Source organism: Heyndrickxia sp. NPDC080065, from assembly GCF_050281185.1.
GTDB lineage: Bacteria > Bacillota > Bacilli > Bacillales > Bacillaceae_C > Heyndrickxia.
Genome location: NZ_JBNNWS010000014.1, coordinates 130,031 through 154,644, shown reverse-complemented (window position 1 = coordinate 154,644; position 24,614 = coordinate 130,031). Strand labels below are relative to the sequence as shown.

Here is a 24,614-nt window from a genome sequence, read left to right as displayed (position 1 = left end):
CAGCTTTCCCCCTTTATATAAATTATTCGTTAATATACGAAGAGAGTCCGTTTACTTTTTGAATAGTGAAATTATAAAACCGGAGAAAAGTGAACTTTTTCTCCGGCTGTATATTACGATTAAGAACTTACTTATGAACTTGCTACTTTTAATTTTTTAAATTCTTCTGTCAGCATTGGGACAACTTCGAACAAATCCCCTACAATTCCGTAATCTGCTACTTTAAAAATATTTGCTTCTGGATCTTTATTAATTGCTACGATTACTTTTGAATTGGACATTCCAGCTAAATGTTGAATCGCTCCAGATATTCCACATGCAATGTAAAGATCTGGGGTAACAACTTTACCGGTTTGACCGATTTGTAATGAGTAATCGCAATAATCTGCATCACACGCTCCACGTGATGCACCTACTGCCCCGCCTAATACATTTGCCAACTCTTTTAATGGTTCAAATCCGTCAGCACTTTTTACACCACGACCGCCAGCAATGACAACTTTAGCCTCTGACAAATCTACACCTTCACTAGTCTTTCGAACAACTTCTTTTATAATTGTACGAAGATCCTTAATTTCTACAGAAATTGAACTTACTTCACCAGTTTTTGTTTCATCCTTTTCCAGTGGAGTTATATTATTCGGACGAATTGAAGCAAAAATAATACCATCTGTAACTATTCTCTTTTCAAATGCTTTACCAGAATAGATTGGTCTAGTAAATACTAGATTACCTCCTTCAACCTCAACATTTGTTACATCTGAAACAAGGCCCGTTTCTAATTTACTTGCAATTTTAGGTGACAAGTCTTTTCCAAGTGCTGTGTGTCCAAATACAATGCCTTCAGGATTTTCATTATCAACAACCTCCATAAAGGCTTGAGAATAACCATCAGAAGAATATTGATGTAATTTTTCATCTTCAACAACTACCACTCGATCTGCACCGAAATGAATGAGTTCTTGTGCTAAAGCGTTTACATTATTGCCAAGTAAAACACCAACCACTTCTCCGCCTTCAGCCATTGTTTTTCCTGCTGCAACTGCTTCAAAAGATACGTTTCGAAGTGATCCGTCACGAACTTCTCCTAGTACTAAAACTTTTCTTGCCATTTACATTCCCTCCTGTATGTGAACATGAATGAAGTTTTCATTATTTCTAACACTCGTAAACTCATTTCTGAATATAGGCTGTTTTCGATAATAAAACACAAAAGCTTTGAAAAGAGCCTAATTAAACGACCTTCGCTTCTTTATGGAGAAGATTAACTAGTTCTTTCACTTGGTCTCCCAGCTCACCTTCAAGAATTCTTCCCGCTTCTTTTTTCGGTGGATGATAAACTTCAATTGTTTTTGTTTTTGCTTCTACATCGTCTTCATCAAGATCAAGATCATCTAATTCAAGTTCATCTAAAGGCTTTTTCTTTGCCTTCATAATTCCAGGTAATGATGGGTAGCGAGGCTCATTAAGGCCTTGTTGTGCTGTAACGAGTAAAGGTAATTTCGTTTCAATCACTTCAGAATCACCTTCAACATCGCGGACAACTGTAACATTTTCACCGGAAATATCTAATTTTGTGATTGTCGTAACATACGGAATTCCTAAAAGATCAGCTACACGTGGTCCTACTTGACCAGATCCACCATCAATAGCTACATTCCCGCCAATGATTAATTCCGCCTCTTTATCCTTTAAATATTCAGATAAAATTTTTGCTGTAGAATATTGATCTGCATATTCTAGATCATCTTCAGTATTGATTAGCACCGCCTTATCAGCTCCCATTGCAAGGGCAGTGCGGAGCTGCTTTTCAGCTTCTTCATTACCAACTGAAACGACTGTTACTTCACCACCATGCTCATCACGGATTTGGATTGCCTCTTCAACAGCATATTCATCATACGGATTGATAATAAATTCTGCTCCATCCTCATTTATCGATCCATTTGAGATCGTAATTTTTTCCTCAGTATCAAATGTTCTTTTTAATAGTACGAAGATATTCATGACAGTCCCTCCTAGGATTTAAAAAACATTTTACCAGTTTTAAAGATTTTGAATATTTATTTTAGATTCATAGAACTTCAAATAGATATGACTCTTCTTTGAAAATCTATGTTTAAATAATAGGGATTAAACCTTTTATTCACCTTTAAATTGTGGTTCCCGCTTTTCTATAAATGCCTGTATGCCTTCTTGTCCATCCTTTGACGCAAAAACCTCTGCAAATAGCTCTGCTTCACGTTTTACGCCTTCATAAAACTGATTCGTTTTTCCATAGTTTAATAATTCAATTGCTGCTTTAATAGAAACAGGGCTCTTTTTAGCAATTTTTCCAGCTAACTCCTTAGCTTTATCCAATAAATCTTCCTCTTCATAGACATGATTTGCAAGGCCCCATTCTACCGCTTCTTTTCCAGACAGCGGCTCACTTGTAAATAGCATTTCAGCAGCTTTTGCTGCTCCAACATATCTTGGCAGCCGTTGTGTCCCTGCAAAGCCAGGAACTAATCCTAATTGAAGTTCTGGCAACCCTAATTTCGTTTTATACGTGACTAAACGAATATGACAGGCCATTGCCAATTCTAATCCCCCGCCAAGGGCTGCTCCATGTATCGCAGCAATAATTGGTTTAGGGAACCTTTCCATTTTCTCAAAAAGGGTTTGCCCCTTTTCTCCTAAACTACCAAAATCATCGCTTGATTGGATCGTAGTAAACTCTTTTATATCTGCACCTGCAGAAAAGAAACGACCTTCACCGTGAAGGACAATCACTCGAACGTCCTGGTCGGTTTCCATTTGATGAAGCAGTCCAGATAATTCATCTAACAATGCGGATCCTAAAGCGTTAGCAGGTGGTCTATTAATAGTAACCAGGGCCACCTGATTTTCTCGCATAACTTTTAGGTACTCCATTTCAATCCCCCTTGCTTAATGCCTAAATATTGTTTAGTGTGCACCAAAACCGTTTATTAATAATTGTTGGACGGAAGGAGCCAGACTAACTAAATCATATCTTTCTTCATTCATTACCCATGTAGTCACCGTTTCATCAATTGTTCCAAAAATCATTTGACGAACTAAACGAACCTCAATGTCTTCTTTAAATTCACCATTTTTTATACCATGATCAATAATTGAATCGATTAGTTTTAAATAACCTTTCAATACTTCATTAATTTTCATTCGAAGTTCTTTATTCGATTGACGTAACTCTAATTGGGTAACGATGGCAAGTTGGTGATCGTCAGACAAAATTTTAAAATGACTTTTCACCATCACTAATAATTTCTCTGCAGCTGTTTGTTTTCCTGCTATTTCTTCATCAATTTTTTCAATAAACATTCCCATTTTTTCATGAAACAATGAAATAAGGATATCTTCCTTGTTTTTAAAATATAAATAGATTGTCCCATCGGCAACACCTGCTTGTTTCGCAATCTTTGAAACTTGTGCTTGATGATAGCCATTTTCAGCGATAACAATGACTGCTGCATCAATAATTTGTTTGTATTTCGGTTTATTTGTTTTCAAAAAAAAACCATCACCTTTCGAAATATAAAAGCGAGAGGTGGAGGTTAAAGATAATCATCCTTGACATTTAAAATCAACACACTCGCTAATCCTTTATAAAAAATGAATGACTATTCATTCATATCTTTATAATAAAGTGAATGAATTACTATGTCAAGATTTTGTGTAAAAAATGAAGAGCCACGCTTGGCTCTGTAAAATTAGTTTACCCTAATTTTTCATTATTTTCGAGCTTTTTGCGTTCTTCCTCAATTAATGATCGTCTTAAAATTTTTCCAACTGCAGTTTTCGGTAATTCCTTCCTAAATTCATAAAGCCTTGGTACTTTGTATGCCGCTAAATATTTCCTAGAAAATACATTTAATTCTTCTTCAGTTACTGATGCATTTTCCTTAAGGACAATATAGGCTTTTACCGTTTCTCCACGATATGGATCAGGTACTCCAGCAACAACGACTTCTTGAATATCAGGATGCTCATAAAGTACTTCTTCAATTTCACGAGGATAGATATTATAACCTCCAGCAATAATCATATCTTTTTTGCGGTCTACAATGTAAAAGTATCCTTTTTCATCCATATAACCTAAATCCCCTGTATATAACCAGCCATCTTTTAGTACTTGTTCTGTTTCTTCCGGACGATTCCAATATCCTTTCATCACTTGCGGTCCTTTGACAGCAAGCTCTCCTATTTCACCACTTGGCAAGGGAAAACTATCTTCAAGGGACATGATCGCAGCATCTGTATCTGGCCATGGAACCCCAATACTTCCCTTTACACGTTCAGAGTCCCAAATAAAATTTGCATGTGTTACAGGTGAAGATTCAGTTAAACCATATCCCTCAACAAGCTTGCCACCTGTGATTTCTTCAAATTTTTGTTGAATTTCTACTGGTAAAGCGGCAGAACCACTAATACATGCTTCAATAGATGTTAAATCATATTTTTGAATATCCGGATGATTTAGTAAACCAATATAGATCGTCGGAGCACCTGGAAATAGGGTTGGACTCTGTTTTTGTATCGTTTTCAAAGTCGTTTCTGCATCAAATTTTGGCAGTAATATCATTTTATATCCTTGCATGACAGATAAAAGTAAAACCGCAGTCATCCCATAAACATGGAAAAAAGGTAATAAACCAAGTATAATTTCTTCTCCCTTTTTTGCTTTATAAATCCAAGCATCACACATAGATGCATTTACAATAAGGTTTTTATGTGTTAGCATCACACCTTTTGGAAAACCGGTTGTACCACCTGTATATTGAAGTAATGCGACGTCCTCTTCAAAGTTAAACTCATTTTCCAAAGGTATAGCTTTTGTTTCAGCAAGGATTCTCTTTAATAAATGGTGATTTCCTTCATGTGAGACATTTACAACGATGCCTGATTGTTTTTTTTGGATAAATGGATAGATAAGATTTTTCGGAAAAGGTAAATAATCTTTGACAGCGGTTACAATTATATGTTCTAAATTTGTTTTTTCCATTACCTTTGACACTCTCGGGAATAATAAATCAAGAGTTAAGATCACCTTTGCACCAGAATCATCCATCTGATATTCCAGTTCCCTTTCCGTGTAAAGTGGATTTGTTTGCACAACGATTGCACCTGCATATAGTATGCCAAAGTAACCAATTACAGATTGTGGACCGTTTGGAAGCATGATTGCAACCCTGTCACCTTTTTTAATGCCTAATTTCTTTAAATAATTCCCAAACTTTAATGCGGATTCATAAATTTCTTGGTAAGTTAATTCTTTGCCCATAAAATGTACGGCAATATTTTTTGAGTATTTCTTGGCAGCTTCAGTTAAATAGGAATGTACTGGTTTTTCCTCATACGATATCGTTCCCGGTATTTCATCAGGATACTGTAACAACCAAGGTTTATTTACCATATGTCCCCTCCTAAAATAGAGTTAGAAAATTTAAACTTCTTCTATTTATTATAGACCATTACATACATTGTTACAATTTGAAAAGTATAGAAAGTAACAAATAGAAGGAAAGCTAGGGTCATTCTATAAAAGTATATGTTCAATGAAAGGTTTTTGACTGGATGGTTGACGTAGAAAAAAGGACTGTCAAGACAACAGTCCCTTCCCCTTTTTATGATACTACTAAATAAATGATTCCCACTATTAAGAAACACGCACATACCGCGAGTAAAACCTTTGCTAATGTTTCCATATAATTACCTCACCTAAATCCTTCCATCAAGAAATACTTTCTCCGATTACAAATGATAATCCGACTGAAATCACCATGGATATGAAGCCAACTGCACGATTATCATTTTCAATTTCGACATCGATTTTAAATTTCGGTGTTAAAAATTCATAAATAAAATAACCGATTAACAATAATAGAAATCCGTAAAATCCCCAGCCGACCATAACAAAAAGTGTATTATGATGCTGAATCGAGTATCTAAAGATATTAGCGATTCCGAAGATTTTTCCGCCAGTTGCCATTGCAACTGCCATATTTCCTTTTTTGATTTCTTCCCAATTTTTGTATTTAGTAACGATTTCAAAAACTACCAAAAAAACAATCATACATAGTATGACAACACTGTAGTACCCCGCCGTTTGAACAAAGGGATTCTCCCAAAATTGATTCATCATTACTCACAGAACTCCTTTTATCACATGAATTAGTCACAAATAAGGCAGCTGCCTACTTAAATTCGACAACGGTTATTCCGCTTCCTCCCTCACCAGCTTCACCTAATCTAATACGTTTTACTGAGCGATGATGTTTCAAATAATCTTGAACTCCTTGACGAAGTGCACCAGTTCCTTTTCCATGAATAATGGAAACTCGAGGATATCCAGCGAGCAACGCGTCATCAATATACTTTTCTACCTTAAGAAGCGCATTCTCATACCTTTCTCCTCGTAAATCAAGCTCTAGACCAACATGATAATCTTTTCCTTTTACAGTAGCAAGAGGCTTTGTTTCAACTTTTTTCTGTGATTGGATAAATTCTAAATCCGACTCCTTCACCTTCATCTTCATAATCCCCATTTGAACCTGCCACTGACCACCGTCTATTTTTTCGATTAAATGACCTTTTTGATTAAAACTTATCACTTTTACTTCGTCTCCAGGCATAAATTGATGCTTTTTGTTAGCTGACTTTTTCACAGTTGTTTTTTCAAGGTTTGGAACCGCATCATTTAATCGTTTTCTAGCCTCAATGAGCTCATGTTCTTTAATTGCCGCATGATTATTAAGACGCATTTTACGTAGCTCACGAATAATTTCGTCTGCTTCTTCTTTTGCTTCTTCAACTACTTTAGCTGCCTTTTCTTCTGCCTTCTCATACATTTTGTCACGTTGCTCGTAGAATTCAATCATCTGTTTTTGTAAGTCTTTATGAAGCTTCTCTGCCTCTTTCCTATAATCCAATGCCTCAAAACGTTCCCTTTCAGCATCTCTCTTACTTTTTTCTAATGAAGCAATCATATTCTCTACTTGGTTAGATTCTGTACCAATATGTGATTTTGCATGTTGGATCACATATTCAGGAAGTCCTAATCGCTTTGATATTTCGAAGGCATTACTTCTACCGGGTACACCGATAAGCAGCTTATAGGTAGGACTAAGGGTTTCTACATTAAATTCAACACTCGCATTGATAACCCCATCTCGATTATAGCCATACGCTTTTAATTCTGGATAATGAGTTGTTGCAACTACTTTTGCCCCTCTTTGGTATACCTCATCCAATATTGATATTGCTAATGCCGCACCTTCCTGCGGATCAGTGCCGGCACCAAGCTCATCGAATAATACTAAGCTTTCATGGTCGACCTGTTTTAATATTTCAACTATATTCACCATATGCGAAGAAAAAGTACTGAGGCTTTGTTCAATGGATTGCTCATCACCAATATCAGCAAACACCTCTTTAAATACAGCAACTTCAGATCCATCTAGAGCTGGAATTTGTAAACCAGATTGGGCCATGAGTGTACAAATTCCTAACGTTTTAAGTGTGATGGTTTTTCCACCTGTGTTCGGTCCAGTAATGACGATGGATGTATAATCTTTACCTAATCCGATATCATTTGGTACTGCTTTATCGATTGGTAAAAGTGGATGTCTAGCTTTATTTAATTGGATGATTCCTTTATTGTTCATAATCGGCTTTGTCGCTTTAATTGTTTTACCGAAGCTAGCTTTAGCAAAAATAAAATCAAACTCACCCATTACTGAAACAATGACCGCTAGATCCTCACCCACCTCCGCAACATCAGCAGATAATTCGCTTAAGATCCGTTCAATTTCCTGCTGCTCCTTCATATGCAATTCTCGTAGCTGATTATTTAATTCCACAACTGATTGAGGTTCTATAAAAAGAGTTTGTCCCGAAGAAGATTGGTCATGGACAATTCCTCCATAGTTCGACCGATATTCTTGCTTCACTGGAATAACATAACGATCATTTCTTATTGTAACAATCGCATCAGATAACATTTTTGCTGCATTTCGCGAGCGAATTATGCTTTCTAGTTTTTCCCTTATCCTACTTTCATTTGAACGCAATTTTTGACGAATTTGTCTTAACGCTTCACTTGCACCATCAAGAATTTCTCCATTTTCATCGATCGCATTTTTAATTTTATGTTCAAGTGGTGTTAGAACAACAATTTGTGCTGCTTTCTCTTCTAAAATAGGGATTTCTACACTATTTTCCAGAAGATCCTCGACAAATCTTTTCATCGTACGTGCAGCATGAATCGTATTTGCTGTTTGAACTAATTCATGCGGATTTAATACCCCTCCAATTAAAGCTCTTTTAATATGAGGGCGAATATCGTAAATGCCGCTTAATGGTGCCGTTCCTTTTAGACGTAACACATGTACCGCTTCATCTGTTTCCGCTTGCATTCCCAATACTTCTTCAAAAGAAGAAGATGGGACTAGATGATTAATCTTATCTTCACCGAGTGTTGAAGATGCATGCTCAAGCAATAATTCTTTAATCTTATTATATTCTAATGTTTTTAATATTTTTTCTTGCATTTTAAGTTGCAAGCCTCCTAAATATCACTTTCGTTTTAAAAATGCTAATAACTGTTCTGAATCCATCGCATTTAGGACCATATCTTTTCGAATCCAGCCCTTTCTTGCAGTCCCGACACCGTATTCCATATATTTTAAATTTTCGATGCTATGTGCATCAGTATTAATGACTATTTTAACACCATGAGCTTGAGCTTTACGGACATAATCAGCCATTAAATCTAGTCGATTCGGATTCGCATTTAATTCAAGAACTGTATTCGTTTCTTTTGCCAGCTCTATTAACAAATCAATATCGACGTCATAACCTTGCCTGCTTCCAATTAATCGGCCAGTAGGATGGGCGATAATATCAACATGAGGATTTGTTAATGCAGATTTCAAACGTTCCATAATCTTTGTTTTAGATTGATTAAAATTTGAATGGATAGATGCAATAACAATATCCATTTCCGCTAATAATTCATCATCATAATCAAGTGTCCCATCTGGAAGAATGTCCATTTCAATTCCCGATAATATCACTATGTCATCGTATTTTTCATTTAATCGTTTGATTTCTTCTTTTTGTTCTCTTAATCGCTCTTCGGTTAGACCGTTTGCTACCTTCAAATATTTCGAATGGTCAGTAATCGCCATATATTTATATCCCTTTTTCCTACACGCATTAATCATTTCTTCAAGGGAATGTGCACCATCAGACCATGTTGAATGCATATGGAGATCACCTTTTATATCATTAATAGTGATTAACTCCATATCAGCATTATACTCATCTACTTCATTACCATCTTCTCGAATTTCAGGGGGGATATACGGTAAATTAAAATGGTGATAAAAATCCTCTTCATTATTAAACGTAAAAATTTCACCTGTTTCAAGGTTTTCAACGCCGTATTCACTAATCTTTTCTCCACGTTTTTTTGCGATCTGCCTCATCCTGACATTATGATGTTTTGAGCCAGTAAAATGATGTAATGTGGTCGCAAATTCGTTAGGACCTACAAGTCGAAAGTCAACATTAATATCATAAACACCTGATATCGTGATAGATACCTTAGTATCACCGCTTGCAATGGCTTCTTTCGTCTCATATAGTCGCAGAAGTTTTTCTTTTACCTTTTTCGGTTCGTTTGTAGCGATTACATAGTCCAAGTCCTTAAGGGTTTCCTGCATCCTCCTTAAGCTTCCAGCTCGAGAATACTGAATAACACCATCCATGTTCATTAAAATATCGTCAAAAATTTCTATATACTTTAACATATACGCAAGTGGGAATCTCGTTGGCTTTGTACTGAATGCATTTATTGCATCTAATATTTTCGCTTCGGTTTTTTCTCCAAATCCTTTTAGAGCCCGAACTAGTCCTTCTTCACAAGCTGCTTTTAAGGAATCTACATCCGTAATACTCAACTCTTGATATAGTTTTGCTATCTTCTTTCCACCAAGACCTTGTATTTGTAATAAGGGGATCAGACCTTTTGGTACCTCTTCTTGCAAATTTTTTAAAACTGTAGATATTCCTGTTTCAATAAATTCTGTAATGACATCAGCTGTTCCTTTTCCTATTCCACTAATTGAAGTAAAATCCTTTATCTCATTTAAACTTCGTTTATCTGACTCCAGCGCTGCAGCTGCTTTACGAAAAGCTGATATTTTAAAAACATTTTCGCCTTTAAGCTCCATATAAATGGCGATTTGTTCTAATAATCGAATAACATCCTTTTTGTTTATTTTCATGTACAGTCCCCTTCCTACAATAGAAAGTGTTTAAAATGTCTATTTTAAATATATACTAGCAAAAATATTAATAAAAGACATACGATAAGCTTACACTAACCACATATACACAGTAATTTTAATAATAGCTATAAACATAGTTATCAAGAAAAAAACCTCCCTTTAAAGAGAAGTTTTTATGAAATATTATTAATCCACCAGTTTTCAAGTTGTTTAGAAAAAATAGGTGTATTTTTTATCATTCCCTTAGCTATAAAAGAATGGTCAATCGCATTTTGAATGGATTCGATTGGCAGCAAAGCGCCGATATAAAGCACGATAAATACAATAAGGTATACTTCTAAAAATCCTAGTATTCCACCGGCCCATACATTCAATTGTTTAAGAACTGGTAAACGTGCTACGAAATCAAGTGCAGAACCGACAATATGTAAGATGATTTTCACTCCAAAGAAAATCATAGCAAATGCAATAGCTCGATAATATGCCGATTCAAGGTTTAAGCCATCCAATAGCATGGAAAGTGATTTATTTTCATCAAATGCAGGGTATGGAATCCATAATTTTAAATGCGGTGCTAAATCTTTAAAGTACATATATGCTACAATAAAAGCAATGGTAAAACCAATTATGTGGATTAATTGAAGAATAAATCCTCTCTTCAATCCAACAAAAAAACCAATTACTAAGATTAATAGAATCACTAAGTTAACCATGATTTCATTCCTTTAAATGTTGTAGTTGTTTCTCTAGAAGCTCAAATTGCTCCTTTAATATTAGATAGTCATGTACTGCGTTTACAGCAGTTAAAACGGCAAGATTATTAGTATCTAATGAAGCATTCATTGACCTCATTTCATGCATTTTCTTATCAACTAATGAGGCAACCAGGTGAATATGGCTTGCCGGATCCGTCCCAATAATGGTATATTGCTGACCATATATTTCGACCTTAGTCCGATTTTTGTCTGTCAATCTATTTTGCCCCCTCATTATCAAAATCCTATATTATATAATAGCATGAATAAACAGGGTTGGGAAGAATTCGTCCGCCATTAACGAATGACTAAAGTTATTAACCAAAATGCTAAATTGATCACTTTTTGGAGGTATGATGATGTCTAATACAGTTATACAAGTTTCATCAGATTTAATTCATTCTATGAAGAAGCATTATGCTGACTCACTACTTGAAAAAATTCCGCCAGGAGCAGTGTTTGCCGCAAAACATAACAGCTGCTCCATAACAGCGTACCGATCAGGTAAAGTGATGTTTCAAGGAAAAATGCATGCTGAAGAAGCAATGAAGTGGGGAAAGCCTTCCGATCCACCGGCAAAGAGAAAAACATCTGGAAGTCCATTACCGCCTAATATTTCAAGAATGTCTTTAATCGGCTCTGATGAGGTTGGTACAGGTGATTATTTTGGTCCTATTACCGTTGTCAGTGCCTATGTCAAAAAAGAGCAAATTCCATTGTTAAAAGAACTTGGAGTTAAGGATTCAAAGGACCTTTCGGATATACAAATTATCAAAATCGCTAAAGATTTACTCCATGTTATTCCATACAGTTTACTATTATTACGTAATGAAAAATATAATAAATTACAAGCCTCAGGAATGACACAAGGAAAAATGAAGGCACTCCTGCATAACCAAGCTTTAAATAATCTTTTGAAAAAAATAACACCTGAAACACCCGAAGCCATTCTCATTGATCAATTTGTAGAAGCAGACACCTATTATCGTCATTTAAAAGGTCAAGCTGAAATCGTTAAAGAAAACGTGTTTTTCAGCACGAAAGGTGAAAGTGTACATATTGCAGTAGCAGCTGCGTCTATTTTAGCGAGATATGCTTTTGTTAAATCATTTGATGATCTTAGTAACGAGGCGGAATTTACTCTGCCCAAAGGAGCAGGCCATCAAGTCGACCAAGCTGCTGCGAAATTGATTAAACAAAAAGGAGAAGCAGCATTATATAAATATGCAAAAGTTCATTTTGCAAATACTGAAAAAGCCAAAAAATTAATATAATATTAATAATAACGAAAATATGCCACTAACATCTAAGGAGAATATATGATAATATAAGGAAAAAAAGGGGATGAGAAATGATGAATGAAGTTTATAGTACGACTAGTAAACGTGATCTTATGGGATCCGTGTTAAAAGCATTTGCTCTATCATTACTCGTAGCAGTATTAGGAATGCTAATTGGGACACAGGTCCCTCCAGTATTATTTATGCCATTAATTATTATTGAATTTGTTATGTTATTAGCCGCATTTTTTGCACGCAAACGAAAAAGTGTCGGTTACGGATTCCTTTACGCATTTACCTTTATTTCAGGAATCACAACCTATCCAATTATTGCTCATTATTTAGCAGCATCTGGCGGACAGGTTGTATTGTCTGCATTTACAGCAACTCTTGTCATATTTGCAGTTATGAGCTTTATCGGGACAACTACAAAAAAGGATTTATCATTTTTAAGCGGATTTTTAATGACTGCTTTACTTGCACTTATTGTGATCGGGGTAATTAACCTCTTTTCACCTTTTTCATCAACAGCTTTATTTGTAGCATCTATTATCGGTACTGTCGTATTCTCACTTTATATTATGTATGACTTTAACCGTATGAAAAATATTGATTTTACGGAAGAAGCAATTCCACTTTTAGCACTTAATCTTTATTTAGACTTTATTAATTTATTCTTGAATCTTTTAAGATTTTTCGGATTTATTAGTAGAGATTAGTTATTATAAGAAAAGCGCAAGCGACTTGCTCATCGGCGTACGGATTTCGTAGTCTTCGACTGAGATAAAGGAGACACGGCGAGGGACGAGTCGATGTTGACTTATCGTAGGGAGAAGACGGAGAAATCCGCTAGCCGATAGGCGCTGGAGCTAGACACAGCAGACAGTTTTCACGCCTAATATCCTTAGTAAATTTTATACTTTCTTACCTTTTGAAAAAATAAAAACGCGGAAATTAGTATCCGCGTTTTTATTTTTAGCCTCTTAATTCAGCACCTGCTTGTTCCTTAACTGCCTTAAGGACCTTATCATGTGCTTTCACAACTTCTTCATCTGTTAAAGTACGTTCTGGATCAAAATATTTTAAAGAGTAAGCGATGGATTTTTTACCTGGTTCCATATGCTCTCCTTCATAAAGATCGAAAATCGTAACTTCTTTTAATAGATTTCCACCAGCTTCTTCAATGATTTCTTTTAGTTTTCCAGCTTCCACCTTAGAATCTACCACTAATGCAATATCTCTTGTAATTGATGGGAATCGTGGAATCGAAGAGTATTTTAATGGCTGAACATCACTTTCAAAAATTGATTTCGTTTTTAATTCGAATACATATGTCTCTTTTAAATCCATATCTTTTTGTACTTGTGGATGAACTTGACCAACAAATCCAATTACATTCCCATTAAGGATAATCTCTGCAGTTCTTCCTGGATGCATGCCTTCAATTTTTGCTGCTTGATACGAAATGGATTTACTTACTCCAAGTTTATCAAATATGCCTTCTAAAATTCCTTTTGCTACATAAAAATCGACTGATTTTTTCTCACCTTGCCATAACTGAGAATGCCATAAACCAGTTATTGCACCAGCTAAATGCTCATATTCTTCAGGTTGTTTATGATCAGTTGTTTTCAAAAAGACAGATCCAATTTCATATAAGAACACCGAATCATTTTTTCTGGCAAGATTGTAAGATACAACATCCAGAAGTTCAGGGATAATACTTAAACGTAAATGACTTCTTTCCTCGCTCATCGGCATTGCTAAACGGATAGGTTCACGTTTTTCAATTGCATATTTTGTTGATTTTTCATTACTGGTTAGGGAGTACGTAACTGCTTGATATAAGCCTGCTCCTTCTAAAAATCTTTTTACTGCACGACGTTTCCTTTGTGCATCATTTAGTTCACCCGGTATAGAAGCACCCGTAGGTAATGTTGTTGGTAAATTATCATACCCATACAGACGAGCAACCTCTTCAATTAGATCCTCTTCAATTGTAATATCTCCACGTCTAGTTGGAACCGTTACTATAAAGCTTTCGTTTTCGATTGTCACATCAAATTGAAGTCTTTTAAACATCTCTGCTACTTCATTAACAGAAATATTCATTCCAAGGACACCATTTATTTTCTTAAGGGAGATTTCTACAATAGCTGGTTCGATTGTTAATGTATTTTCTTCAACAATCCCTTCCAGCACTTCCCCATCTGCATACTCAGCCATTAATTGTGCAGCACGTTCGGCAGCTTCATGTATACGATTAGGATCGACCCCTTTTTCAAAACGAGCACTTGCTTCACTACGTAAGCCATGATCTTTTGAAGCATTGCGGACAGTTTGACCATTGAAATATGCGGATTCAAGTAATACAGTTGTAGTTGAATCACTAACTTCGGAATTTGCACCGCCCATAACTCCTGCCAATGCAACCGGCTCTTTACCATTCGTAATAACTAAGTGCTCCGCTTTCAATGTTCTTTCTGCATCATCTAGTGTAATGATTTTTTCCCCTTCATGTGCAAGACGAACGACAATTTCTTTAGATCCTAACTTGTTATAGTCAAATGCATGTAATGGTTGACCATACTCAAGTAGAATATAGTTGGTAATATCAACTACATTATTATGTGGACGAATCCCAGCAGACATTAATCTTGTTTGCATCCATAATGGAGAAGGTCCAATTTTTACATTTTTAATGATCTTTGCCACATATAACGGGTTTTCTTCTTTTACTTCAACCTTTATGGAAATATATTCGGAAGCCTTTTCTGAAACTTCTTTAACATTTATTCCAGGTAATTTTACATCGACTCCAAGAATAGCCGCTACTTCATAGGCAACACCTAACATACTTAAGCAATCTGAACGATTTGGTGTTAAACCTAATTCTAAGATTTTATCATCTAAGTTTAACAATGCTAATGCATCAGATCCAACTTCAACATCATTAGGGAAAACAAAAATACCTTCAGAATACTCTTTCGGAATAAGCTTTCCTTCTATTCCTAATTCCTGTAAAGAACAAATCATTCCATTTGATTCTTCACCACGTAATTTTGATTTTTTGATTTTAAAGTTTCCAGGCAACACTGCACCAGGAATAGCAACAGCTACTTTTTGTCCTTTAGCTACATTTTTTGCACCGCAAATTATTTGCACTGGAGCTTCCGCGCCAAGGTCAACTAAGCATTTATTTAATTTGTCCGCATTCGGGTGTTTTTCACATTCTAAAACATGACCAACAACGACTCCTTTGATGGTCGAAGCTTTATGCTCAACACCTTCTACTTCAATTCCGCTTCTTGTGATTTTATCTGCTAATTCTTCTGCGGAAATTCCATTTAAATCAACATATTCCTGAAGCCATTTATATGAAACAAACATGTTTTTCTCCTCCTAACCTATTATTCATGTGCCGAAAATTGCTTTAAGAAACGAATATCATTTGTATAAAAATGACGGATATCATCAATACCATATTTCAACATCGCAATTCTTTCCGCACCAATACCGAAAGCAAATCCAGTATATTTTTTTGAATCAAATCCACCCATTTCTAAAACATTAGGGTGAACCATACCAGCTCCCAGCATTTCAATCCATCCAGTTTTCTTACATACATGACAACCTTTTCCCCCACATAGGAAACAGGATACATCTACTTCTACAGAAGGCTCTGTAAATGGGAAGAAACTTGGACGTAAACGAATTTGACGATCTTCACCGAACATTTTCTTTGCAAATACCTCTAATGTTCCCTTTAAATCTCCCATTGTAATATTTTCGTCGACAACAAGTCCTTCAATTTGCATAAATTGATGGGAATGGGTTGCATCATCATTGTCTCGACGATAAACCTTACCAGGACAAATAATTTTAACAGGGCCTTTTCCTTCATGTTTTTCCATTGTTCTTGCTTGAACAGGTGAAGTATGTGTACGAAGAAGAATGTCCTCAGTAATATAGAAAGAATCTTGCATGTCTCGAGCAGGATGACCTTTTGGCAGATTCAAGGCTTCAAAATTGTAATAATCTTTCTCAACTTCTGGACCTTCCGCTACTTTGTATCCCATGCCGATAAATAAATCTTCAATTTCTTCGATTACTCTCGTTAAGGGATGATGATTTCCACTGTTTACTGAACGACCTGGAAGTGTGACATCGATCGTTTCTGCAGCCAATTGTTTTTCAACCACTTCTGCTTCAAGTGCGCTAATCTTTTCTTCAAGCTTATTAGTTATTGCTTCTCTTACTTCATTAGCAAGAGCCCCCATTTTTGGGCGTTCTTCAGCGGATAGTTTACCCATCCCTCTTAAAACCTCAGTAATTGGGCCTTTCTTTCCTAAATAAGCAACACGGATATCATTTAATGATTTCAAATCGATCGCTTGTTCAATTTTAGTTAATGCTTCTGTTTGCAGCTCTTTTAATCTTTCCTCCATTGTTTAAACCTCCTTTAATTTAGAGCATAAAAAAAACTCGTCCTGAGAAGGGACGAGTTTATCATCGCGGTACCACCCTAATTAGCATTTCGTATTACTATGCTCATCTTCATAGAATAACGGCTTTTCACCGAGGCATCTTTACGTTAAATAAACGGTCCCGATGCTGACTCCTGGGGTGAACTTCACTTAACTTTTCATAAAAATGCTTCCAGTCTTAGGCATTTTCTCCCTAAATGTTACATTAAGTTACTTTTCCCTATCATTGTCTTTTATTTATTGAATTGATTTTATTATAGTATTTTGTTAAATGAATTTCAAATTTATTTTATCCTTTTAAGTAGTACATAAGAATTCCTGCAGCAACCGCTACATTAAGTGATTCAGCCTGCCCATGGATAGGAATATATAAATTTTGCTTTGTTAAAGATAATAAATTCTTAGAAACTCCACTTCCTTCATTTCCAACCATGAGTGCGAATGATTCTTGCGGTTGTACTTGCTTAAAAGGAATTCCATTTTCTAATGCTGTCCCATATACAGGGATTTGTTCCTGATCAAATTTTTGAATCCATTCTTCTAAATTTCCAAAAACTAAATTGATATGGAAGTGGCTCCCTTGCGCTGAGCGGAGTACTTTCGGATTATAGACATCCACCGTTCCTTGTCCCAAAATAACCGTATCGATACCTGCTGCATCCGATGTACGTATAATTGTTCCAATATTACCCGGATCCTGAACAGCATCGATTAAAATATACGATTTCCCTTTTAAAATAGATAGTGAAGGTTGAATCATTCGACAAATCGCAAAAACACCTTGTGTCGTCTCTGTATCTGATATCGTTTTACTAATATCAGGCGTAATTTTAGTTATAGAAAGATTACTTACATCCCAATGACCGGGAAGATCTATTTCTTCACTATATATCACTTCAACTATATTTTCTTTATTTTTTAACGCTTCTTCTACAAGGTGAAAACCTTCAACAATATATGTATTTGTTTTTTCGCGCTCTTTTTTAGTTAATAACTTTTTCCATTGTTTAACTTGCGGGTTCTTTAATGATTCTATATATTTCACCATACATACTCCTTCATTACTTCTCAATATCTCATTATAACTTAAATTTTATACATATTAAATTCAAACAGTGACACCCTAATAAAGAAAAATATTTAAAAGGAGTGCGGAATATGAACTTAAATCTCAGGAATGCGATTATTCATAATGTTTCCGGTAATACTCAAGATCAGCTAGAAGATACTATAGTTGATGCTATTCAAAGAGGCGAAGAAAAAATGTTACCAGGTTTAGGTGTTTTATTTGAAGTTATTTGGAATCATTCAGGTGACCAAGAGAAGCATACAATGCTTGAAACATTAGAACAAGGCCTGAAACATTAATAGCACATAAATCCCGTATGTTTTTGCTAAAGTAAAAACCCAATGCTTTTGCATCGGGTTTTTATTCATTAATCAAACGTGATTTTATTAACTGTTTCCTGGTCTAAGCGTTTAATTACCTCTGTAATTAGTTTAACTGTGTTTTCAAAATCATCACGGTGAAGCATTGCTGCATGAGAATGAATATAGCGTGTTGCAATAGTAATGGCTAATGCTGGAACACCGTTTGCTGTTAAATGAATGGAGCCAGCGTCTGTTCCTCCACCAGGGATCGCATCAAATTGATATGGAATATTTAATTCTTCTGCCACACCAACGACTAAATCTCGCAAACCTTTGTGTGAAACCATTGATGCATCGTAAAGGATGATTTGTGGACCTTTCCCCATTTTGCTCAATGCATCTTTTTCAGTAATCCCAGGTGTATCTCCCGCGATTCCTACATCTACAGCGAAGCCAATATCTGGCTGGATTTTTTGAGTAGCCGTTTTTGCCCCGCGAAGCCCTACTTCTTCTTGAACATTCCCAACACCATAAACAATGTTAGGATGGTCTTCATTTTTTAAGTTTTTTAATACATCAATAGCAATTGCACATCCGATTCGATTATCCCACGCTTTTGCTAATAGCATTTTTTCATTATTCATCACTGTGAATTCAAAATATGGAACAACCATGTCACCTGGAATGACTCCCCATTCTAATGCCTCTTCCCTGCTTGATGCCCCAATATCAATAAACATATCTTTAATTTCATAAGGCTTTTTCCTAGCCTCAGGCGATAAAATATGTGGCGGCTTTGAGCCGATCACTCCTGTAATATCTCCTTTTTTGGTAACAATGGTGACCCTCTGAGCAAGCATTACTTGGGACCACCAGCCCCCAACTGTTTGAAAACGAATAAAGCCTTTATCATCAATTTGCGTTACCATAAAACCTACTTCATCTAAGTGTCCGGCAACCATGATTTTCGGACCATTTGCATCTCCAACCTTTTTAGCTATCAAGCTCCCTAAACCATCGGTTTCTACTTCATCCGCAAATGGTTCTATGTATTTTTTCATCACATCTCGTGCTTCTTTTTCATTGCCTGGGATTCCTTTAGCATCAGTTAGGTCCTTTAGCATTGTAAGCGTTTCATCAAGATTTGCCATTCGTTCGACCTCCAAAAAATTATGTGTATTTACCATAAATATTATAATAGATGTAATCGAAAAAATGCAAAAATTCCTATTAAAATCTTCCTTTTTAAAAAAAATGAATCTTTTTTTTTAGTCATTCGTAACACAATAGATAATAATACGGAATTGGAGGAAAATATGATGCTTTGGTTTATACGACTAGCACTTTTTGCATTAATTATTTACCTAATCATTAAGATAATAAAATATCTATTTAATCCAAAGCGAAAATTAGAATTAGCACATGAGGAAAAAAGGTATTTCTTTTATGATGAAACAGAAAATGTTCGTAAAAATTTTCTCATCACTTATAATGGTGTATTATTTGAAGGTGAAAAATATTTGGGAACGACTGAACAATCCTTTGAAGTTGTGTCTATCTTCGTGTGGCCGCATAGTATTAGTGCGTTAAACGGACTCACATATCAAGACTTTTTGTTTTTGGAAAAAGAAATTAGTCTTAGGTACCCAAATGCAGCGATTGATTGGAAAAGTCCGATAAAAGAATTAGTACTGAAAAATAAAAACTGCTGAGATCTGTTCAGCAGTTTTTTATGTACCTTGAAAAAACTCTTTCCATTTCATAACAACCACTTTTTCTCGTAAAATAAAAAATAATATGGATAGTGCTAAGAGAATAATTACGATCATTGTAGGAGTAAAACGGGAGATAAACTGACCAAATACAGTATAAAATACTACAAGAGGTATATTAGATATTAACGAACCCTTCATATAGCTCTTCAATGTTGAATTTCTTTCTAACAGGCAAACATTTAGTAAATGATAATGAAAGAAAGGAACTAAGCGTAATATGGCAATTTGCCCAACAGTAAGTTTTGCATGGTGACCAAAACACTTTAATTTAATTCTTAATAGCTTTTCGTAGGTTTTGGGCATTTTTTTAATACAAAAATAAAAAAGTGCTGACAAAAGCAGTAATCCGATTAAGGAATATATGATTCCAAGTAAGCTGCCGAATAATATGCCTCCTGCCATACATACAATTGCAACTGGGATAAAAAGAAACTGACGAAGTAAATGAAATAGAATAAACATAAATGGAGCTAAAATTGCGCTTCCCTCAACAAATGAAAATAACATTAACAATTGCTCATTCACTAACTTCACCCGCCTTTGTTGTTGAATTCTTGATGATGGTCTCTTATAAAAGATATTTTAAAAGATTAGCTGTTATGACAATATAAAAAGCCATCCTTCAAATAATAGAGGAATGGCTTTTATAAAGTCTTATTTTGAATATTGTGCTTTAGCTTGGTTTGCAAGTTCTGCAAATGCTTTTTCATCATGAATCGCAAGATCAGCAAGCATTTTGCGGTTTACTTCAATACCAGCAAGCTTTAAGCCGTGCATTAAACGGCTATATGATAAACCGTTAATACGAGCAGCTGCATTGATACGAGTAATCCAAAGCTTACGGAAGTCGCGTTTTTTCTGACGACGGTCACGGTAAGCATACATTAAAGATTTCATTACTTGTTCATTGGCTGTTTTATATAATGTATGTTTTGAACCAAAATAACCTTTAGCTAATTTCAATACTTTTTTACGACGTCTGCGGCTAACTATTCCGCCTTTTACACGTGGCATATTATTTCCCTCCTATATAAATCGCTTATTACTTAAGATTGTCAAGCATATGACGAATACGTTTAAAATCACCTTTAGAAACAAGTGTTGCTTTACGAAGCTTACGTTTTTGTTTTACAGTTTTGTTAGCAAACATATGGCTTCTGTAAGCATGAGAACGTTTTAATTTACCAGAACCTGTTCTTTTGAAACGCTTTGCTGAGCCGCGGTGAGTTTTCATTTTTGGCATAGGATATTTCCTCCTTCAGACATTACTTTTCAGTTTTTGGTGCTAATACTAAGAACATACTACGACCGTCCATTTTCGGTTTCGATTCGATTGTGCTAACGTCATCACATTCATTCGCGAAACGGTCAAGAACCTTTTGACCAATTTCTTTATGTGTGATGGCACGACCTTTAAAACGAATAGAAGCTTTAACTTTATCGCCCTTTTCAAGAAACTTACGAGCATTACGTAGCTTAGTATTAAAATCATGTTCATCAATCGTTGGGCTCAAACGAACCTCTTTTAAGTTGATAACTTTTTGATTTTTACGTGCTTCTTTTTCTTTCTTTTGCTGTTCAAAACGATATTTACCATAATCCATAATTTTGGCTACTGGTGGTTTTGCATTTGGAGCAACAAGAACAAGATCAAGATTCACTCGTGATGCAATCTCAATTGCTTCATTTCGAGATTTAACACCTAGCTGCTCGCCATTTTGACCAATAAGACGAACTTCACGAGCACGAATGCCATCGTTAACCATCATATCTTTGCTAATAATTAGCCACCTCCAAGGTTTTTTGCGTTGATCAGATTTATTTCTAAATCACTTTAAGAGTAACTTAGCTTACTTTTGAGCAAGCATAGAATACATGGTTTGGGTGAAGAATCTTTCCTGCTATACCGTTTGAACACAATTTTTTGCGCTAACATTGGTTTCTTAAACAATAAAAAAGTGCAGGTCTCCTGAAGATACCCGCACTTTACATCCACGCATGAATAGTTTAGAATGTGATGAATTTCGAAACCTGCCAACTGCAAAATTGCGTCAATCAGGCGAGAAGCGGGTGCTTCTTCTTTTCCTCAAACAAATATTCAATTTACCTTAGATAATATATCATGAATTACAATTTGATGTCAAATGGCTTTTCATTATTTCTACTTCTTTTTTTCAACATTATTTATAATATCAAACTCTTGTTTTTTTCGCAATAGTTTTTATGCTTACTTGACTACTTCTTTTTTCAAATCGGCAATAAATTGCTCAAAAGGAATTGTTTCAGATTTCTGTTCTCCATATTTACGAACATTTACAGCATTTTCACTTACTTCATTGTCACCGACAACAAGCATATACGGAATTTTTTGCATTTGATGCTCGCGAATTTTGTAGCCGATTTTTTCATCACGCGCATCTAATTCTACCCTGAATCCCTCAGATTTAAGCTTTTCTTCTACTTGTTTTGCATAATTAAAATGTACGTCAGGAGAAACTGGAATAACCACAGCTTGAACAGGTGCTAACCAAGTTGGGAATGCACCTTTGTACTCCTCAATCAAGTATGCAACAAAGCGTTCCATTGTCGACACAACACCGCGATGGATAACAACAGGACGATGTTGTTTTCCATCTTCCCCAACATAAGATAAATCAAAGCGCTCAGGAAGCAAGAAATCAAGTTGAACAGTAGAAAGTGTTTCATCTTTTCCTAATGCTGTCCGGACTTGTACATCTAATTTAGGACCATAGAATGCTGCTTCTCCTTCCGCTTCAAAATAATCAAGACCTAAATCATCCATAGCTTCCTTGAGCATACTTTGTGCTTTATTCCACATTTCATCATCATCAAAATACTTTTCTTTATCTTCAGGATCTCTATACGATAAACGGAATGAATAATCTTTAATATCGAAATCTTTATAAACAGCGATAATAAGCTCAACAACCCTTTGGAATTCCTCTTTGATTTGATCTGGACGGACAAAGATATGTGCATCATTCAAAGTCATACCACGAACACGTTGTAATCCTGAAAGAGCTCCTGACATTTCATATCGATGCATTGTACCAAGCTCTGCTATACGGATTGGCAATTCACGGTAACTATGAATTCCATTTTTATAAACCATCATATGATGCGGGCAGTTCATCGGGCGAAGGACTAATTGTTCATTATCCATTTCCATTACAGGGAACATATCATCTTGGTAATGATCCCAATGGCCGCTCGTTTTATAAAGATCAACACTTCCCATAATTGGTGTATAAACATGATTGTAGCCAAGTCGTTCTTCTTTATCTACAATATAACGTTCTACTACACGGCGGATGGTTGCGCCTTTAGGGAGCCATAATGGAAGACCTTGACCAACCTTTTGAGAATTCATAAATAGGTTCAATTCTTTACCTAATTTACGATGATCACGTTCTTTCGCCTCTTCTAGGAAGCGTAAATGCTCTTCAAGATCATCCTTTTTGAAGAAGGCTGTACCATAAATACGTTGTAACATTTTATTGTCACTATCTCCGCGCCAATACGCTCCAGCAATGCTTAGAAGTTTAAATTCTTTAATTTTACCAGTTGAAGGAACATGTATACCGCGGCAAAGATCATAGAATTCTCCTTGCTCATAGATTGTAACCTTTTCATCTGCAGGAATAGCCTCAATTAATTCCTGCTTATATTCATCATCAGCAAAAAGGACTTTTGCTTCATCGCGAGTAACCTCTTTACGAACAACTTCAAGGTTTTCACTAACAATTTTCTTCATTTCTTTTTCAATTTTTGACAAATCCTCAGGTGTTATGGAAACCTCGAGATCCATATCATAGTAAAATCCGCCTTCAATGACAGGGCCAACACCCAATTTTACATTTCCATAAATACGTTTTATCGCTTGAGCCATTAAGTGTGCTGTACTATGACGAAGCACCTCAATTGCATCGTTATGGTCAGGCGTTACGATTTCAATTGATCCATCAGCAGTAATTGGTGTACGAAGATCAATTAATTTTTCGTTTACTTTACCTGCAATGGCTTTTTTCTTTAATCCAGGACTGATGGATGCTGCGATATCTTCTGTTGTTGTTCCATTAGGAAACTCCTTTACAGCACCATCTGGAAAAATCATTTTAATCATGTCAGACATTTTGTACACTCCTTTATTTATTTATAAAAAGGCATTGTTAAACAATGTTGTTGTTCCTAATAACCCTAGGTGGTATATGTACAGCATGATTCACTAAAGAAATTGTCTCACGTATACTATACAGGTGATTTTTTCAACAATACTCAAGTAACAAAGCCTAAATTAAAAAAACTCGTCCCTATGGAAAGGGACGAGTTTAACACACGTGGTTCCACCCTAGTTTTCATATTGAAGAAAAGACAATATGACTTCGGATCATTTGTAACGGAATGTTTCCGTCAGCTGCTAATAGGAAAATCGTTTGCAGCTGCTGTTTAGAGGTGGTAAGTACTCAATTCGTGTTGGAAAGTTTCACCTGATCTTTCCTCTCTGTGAACCGTAAAGGAATACTCTTGTCCTCATCATTACATTTAACTGTTTTTATTAAACAAGCCTCTTATTAAGGCAATATACATTTTTCTTAATATGTACGTAATT

The 24,614-nt window shown here is 35.5% G+C and carries 23 protein-coding genes and 3 other annotated features; of the genes, 4 read left to right on the top strand and 19 right to left on the bottom strand.

The window, feature by feature from the left end:
- Positions 1 to 131 precede the first annotated feature (131 nt).
- The 10 genes from ACQKP0_RS17845 to zapA all read right to left on the bottom strand — a co-directional run bounded on the left by ACQKP0_RS17845 (position 132) and on the right by zapA (position 11,288).
- Entirely contained in the window at positions 132 to 1,112 is a 981-nt protein-coding gene (locus ACQKP0_RS17845; RefSeq protein WP_427407177.1) for an electron transfer flavoprotein subunit alpha/FixB family protein, read from the bottom strand.
- A gap of 121 nt (positions 1,113 to 1,233) precedes the next feature.
- Positions 1,234 to 2,007, bottom strand: coding sequence for an electron transfer flavoprotein subunit beta/FixA family protein (locus ACQKP0_RS17840; RefSeq protein ID WP_427407176.1), 774 nt, complete (start codon positions 2,005 to 2,007; stop codon positions 1,234 to 1,236).
- 135 nt (positions 2,008 to 2,142) lie between these two features.
- Positions 2,143 to 2,916 carry an enoyl-CoA hydratase gene (locus ACQKP0_RS17835; protein ID WP_427407175.1) on the bottom strand — a complete coding sequence of 258 codons (774 nt, stop codon included), beginning with the start codon at positions 2,914 to 2,916 and terminating at the stop codon, positions 2,143 to 2,145.
- A 33-nt stretch (positions 2,917 to 2,949) separates the two neighbouring features.
- The gene (locus tag ACQKP0_RS17830; RefSeq protein ID WP_427407174.1) at positions 2,950 to 3,534 is read right to left on the bottom strand and encodes a TetR/AcrR family transcriptional regulator; all 585 of its coding nucleotides are present in this window, start codon (positions 3,532 to 3,534) and stop codon (positions 2,950 to 2,952) included.
- A 205-nt stretch (positions 3,535 to 3,739) separates the two neighbouring features.
- Positions 3,740 to 5,437 (bottom strand): AMP-binding protein, encoded by a 1,698-nt coding sequence (locus tag ACQKP0_RS17825; RefSeq protein ID WP_427407173.1) that lies wholly within the window; start codon positions 5,435 to 5,437, stop codon positions 3,740 to 3,742.
- A 318-nt stretch (positions 5,438 to 5,755) separates the two neighbouring features.
- Positions 5,756 to 6,163: a DUF350 domain-containing protein gene (locus ACQKP0_RS17820; protein WP_427407192.1), complete on the bottom strand. Its 408-nt coding sequence runs from the start codon at positions 6,161 to 6,163 to the stop codon at positions 5,756 to 5,758.
- 55 nt (positions 6,164 to 6,218) lie between these two features.
- Positions 6,219 to 8,573 carry an endonuclease MutS2 gene (locus ACQKP0_RS17815; RefSeq protein WP_427407172.1) on the bottom strand — a complete coding sequence of 785 codons (2,355 nt, stop codon included), beginning with the start codon at positions 8,571 to 8,573 and terminating at the stop codon, positions 6,219 to 6,221.
- Between the two features lie 24 nt (positions 8,574 to 8,597).
- Complete coding sequence (polX, locus tag ACQKP0_RS17810; protein WP_427407171.1) at positions 8,598 to 10,313, bottom strand: DNA polymerase/3'-5' exonuclease PolX; 1,716 nt, start codon at positions 10,311 to 10,313, stop codon at positions 8,598 to 8,600.
- 176 nt (positions 10,314 to 10,489) lie between these two features.
- A complete protein-coding gene (locus tag ACQKP0_RS17805; protein WP_427407170.1) occupies positions 10,490 to 11,029 on the bottom strand; it encodes a CvpA family protein in 540 nt (179 codons plus the stop codon).
- A gap of 4 nt (positions 11,030 to 11,033) precedes the next feature.
- Positions 11,034 to 11,288 (bottom strand): cell division protein ZapA, encoded by a 255-nt coding sequence (gene zapA / locus ACQKP0_RS17800; protein WP_427407169.1) that lies wholly within the window; start codon positions 11,286 to 11,288, stop codon positions 11,034 to 11,036.
- A 142-nt stretch (positions 11,289 to 11,430) separates the two neighbouring features.
- Between zapA and rnhC the strand changes: the two genes are divergently transcribed.
- Both rnhC and ACQKP0_RS17790 read left to right on the top strand, forming a co-directional pair.
- The gene (gene rnhC / locus ACQKP0_RS17795) at positions 11,431 to 12,345 is read left to right on the top strand and encodes a ribonuclease HIII (RefSeq protein WP_427407168.1); all 915 of its coding nucleotides are present in this window, start codon (positions 11,431 to 11,433) and stop codon (positions 12,343 to 12,345) included.
- 80 nt (positions 12,346 to 12,425) lie between these two features.
- Positions 12,426 to 13,070, top strand: coding sequence for a Bax inhibitor-1/YccA family protein (locus tag ACQKP0_RS17790; protein WP_427407167.1), 645 nt, complete (start codon positions 12,426 to 12,428; stop codon positions 13,068 to 13,070).
- A gap of 256 nt (positions 13,071 to 13,326) precedes the next feature.
- Here ACQKP0_RS17790 and pheT read toward each other — a convergent pair whose 3' ends face one another.
- The 3 genes from pheT to ACQKP0_RS17775 all read right to left on the bottom strand — a co-directional run bounded on the left by pheT (position 13,327) and on the right by ACQKP0_RS17775 (position 17,883).
- Entirely contained in the window at positions 13,327 to 15,741 is a 2,415-nt protein-coding gene (gene pheT, locus ACQKP0_RS17785; protein WP_427407166.1) for a phenylalanine--tRNA ligase subunit beta, read from the bottom strand.
- Positions 15,742 to 15,761: 20 nt separating this feature from the next.
- On the bottom strand, positions 15,762 to 16,799 hold the full coding sequence (gene pheS, locus ACQKP0_RS17780) for a phenylalanine--tRNA ligase subunit alpha (protein WP_427407165.1): 1,038 nt from the start codon (positions 16,797 to 16,799) through the stop codon (positions 15,762 to 15,764).
- 45 nt (positions 16,800 to 16,844) lie between these two features.
- Positions 16,845 to 17,074, bottom strand: a binding site (T-box leader).
- A gap of 53 nt (positions 17,075 to 17,127) precedes the next feature.
- Complete coding sequence (locus tag ACQKP0_RS17775) at positions 17,128 to 17,883, bottom strand: TrmH family RNA methyltransferase (RefSeq protein ID WP_427407164.1); 756 nt, start codon at positions 17,881 to 17,883, stop codon at positions 17,128 to 17,130.
- Positions 17,884 to 17,996: 113 nt separating this feature from the next.
- Here ACQKP0_RS17775 and sspI point away from each other — a divergent pair, with 113 nt between their 5' ends.
- The gene (gene sspI / locus ACQKP0_RS17770; protein ID WP_427407163.1) at positions 17,997 to 18,206 is read left to right on the top strand and encodes a small acid-soluble spore protein SspI; all 210 of its coding nucleotides are present in this window, start codon (positions 17,997 to 17,999) and stop codon (positions 18,204 to 18,206) included.
- A gap of 68 nt (positions 18,207 to 18,274) precedes the next feature.
- On the opposite strand, the gene ACQKP0_RS17765 is transcribed toward sspI, so the two are convergent.
- On the bottom strand, positions 18,275 to 19,360 hold the full coding sequence (locus ACQKP0_RS17765) for a M42 family metallopeptidase (protein WP_427407162.1): 1,086 nt from the start codon (positions 19,358 to 19,360) through the stop codon (positions 18,275 to 18,277).
- A gap of 168 nt (positions 19,361 to 19,528) precedes the next feature.
- Here ACQKP0_RS17765 and ACQKP0_RS17760 point away from each other — a divergent pair, with 168 nt between their 5' ends.
- Positions 19,529 to 19,921: a sigma-w pathway protein ysdB gene (locus ACQKP0_RS17760; RefSeq protein WP_427407161.1), complete on the top strand. Its 393-nt coding sequence runs from the start codon at positions 19,529 to 19,531 to the stop codon at positions 19,919 to 19,921.
- Positions 19,922 to 19,939: 18 nt separating this feature from the next.
- Here the strand turns inward: ACQKP0_RS17760 and ACQKP0_RS17755 are convergent, their stop codons facing one another.
- The 5 genes from ACQKP0_RS17755 to thrS all read right to left on the bottom strand — a co-directional run bounded on the left by ACQKP0_RS17755 (position 19,940) and on the right by thrS (position 24,137).
- The gene (locus tag ACQKP0_RS17755) at positions 19,940 to 20,509 is read right to left on the bottom strand and encodes a VTT domain-containing protein (protein WP_427407160.1); all 570 of its coding nucleotides are present in this window, start codon (positions 20,507 to 20,509) and stop codon (positions 19,940 to 19,942) included.
- Between the two features lie 129 nt (positions 20,510 to 20,638).
- Positions 20,639 to 20,998 carry a 50S ribosomal protein L20 gene (rplT, locus tag ACQKP0_RS17750; RefSeq protein ID WP_427407159.1) on the bottom strand — a complete coding sequence of 120 codons (360 nt, stop codon included), beginning with the start codon at positions 20,996 to 20,998 and terminating at the stop codon, positions 20,639 to 20,641.
- Between the two features lie 28 nt (positions 20,999 to 21,026).
- Positions 21,027 to 21,227, bottom strand: coding sequence for a 50S ribosomal protein L35 (gene rpmI / locus ACQKP0_RS17745; RefSeq protein WP_066227015.1), 201 nt, complete (start codon positions 21,225 to 21,227; stop codon positions 21,027 to 21,029).
- 22 nt (positions 21,228 to 21,249) lie between these two features.
- Complete coding sequence (infC, locus tag ACQKP0_RS17740) at positions 21,250 to 21,750, bottom strand: translation initiation factor IF-3 (protein WP_427407158.1); 501 nt, start codon at positions 21,748 to 21,750, stop codon at positions 21,250 to 21,252.
- Positions 21,751 to 21,930: 180 nt separating this feature from the next.
- Positions 21,931 to 22,072, bottom strand: a sequence feature (ribosomal protein L20 leader region).
- A 139-nt stretch (positions 22,073 to 22,211) separates the two neighbouring features.
- Positions 22,212 to 24,137 (bottom strand): threonine--tRNA ligase, encoded by a 1,926-nt coding sequence (gene thrS, locus ACQKP0_RS17735; protein ID WP_427407157.1) that lies wholly within the window; start codon positions 24,135 to 24,137, stop codon positions 22,212 to 22,214.
- Positions 24,138 to 24,320: 183 nt separating this feature from the next.
- Positions 24,321 to 24,551, bottom strand: a binding site (T-box leader).
- Positions 24,552 to 24,614: the final 63 nt, after the last annotated feature.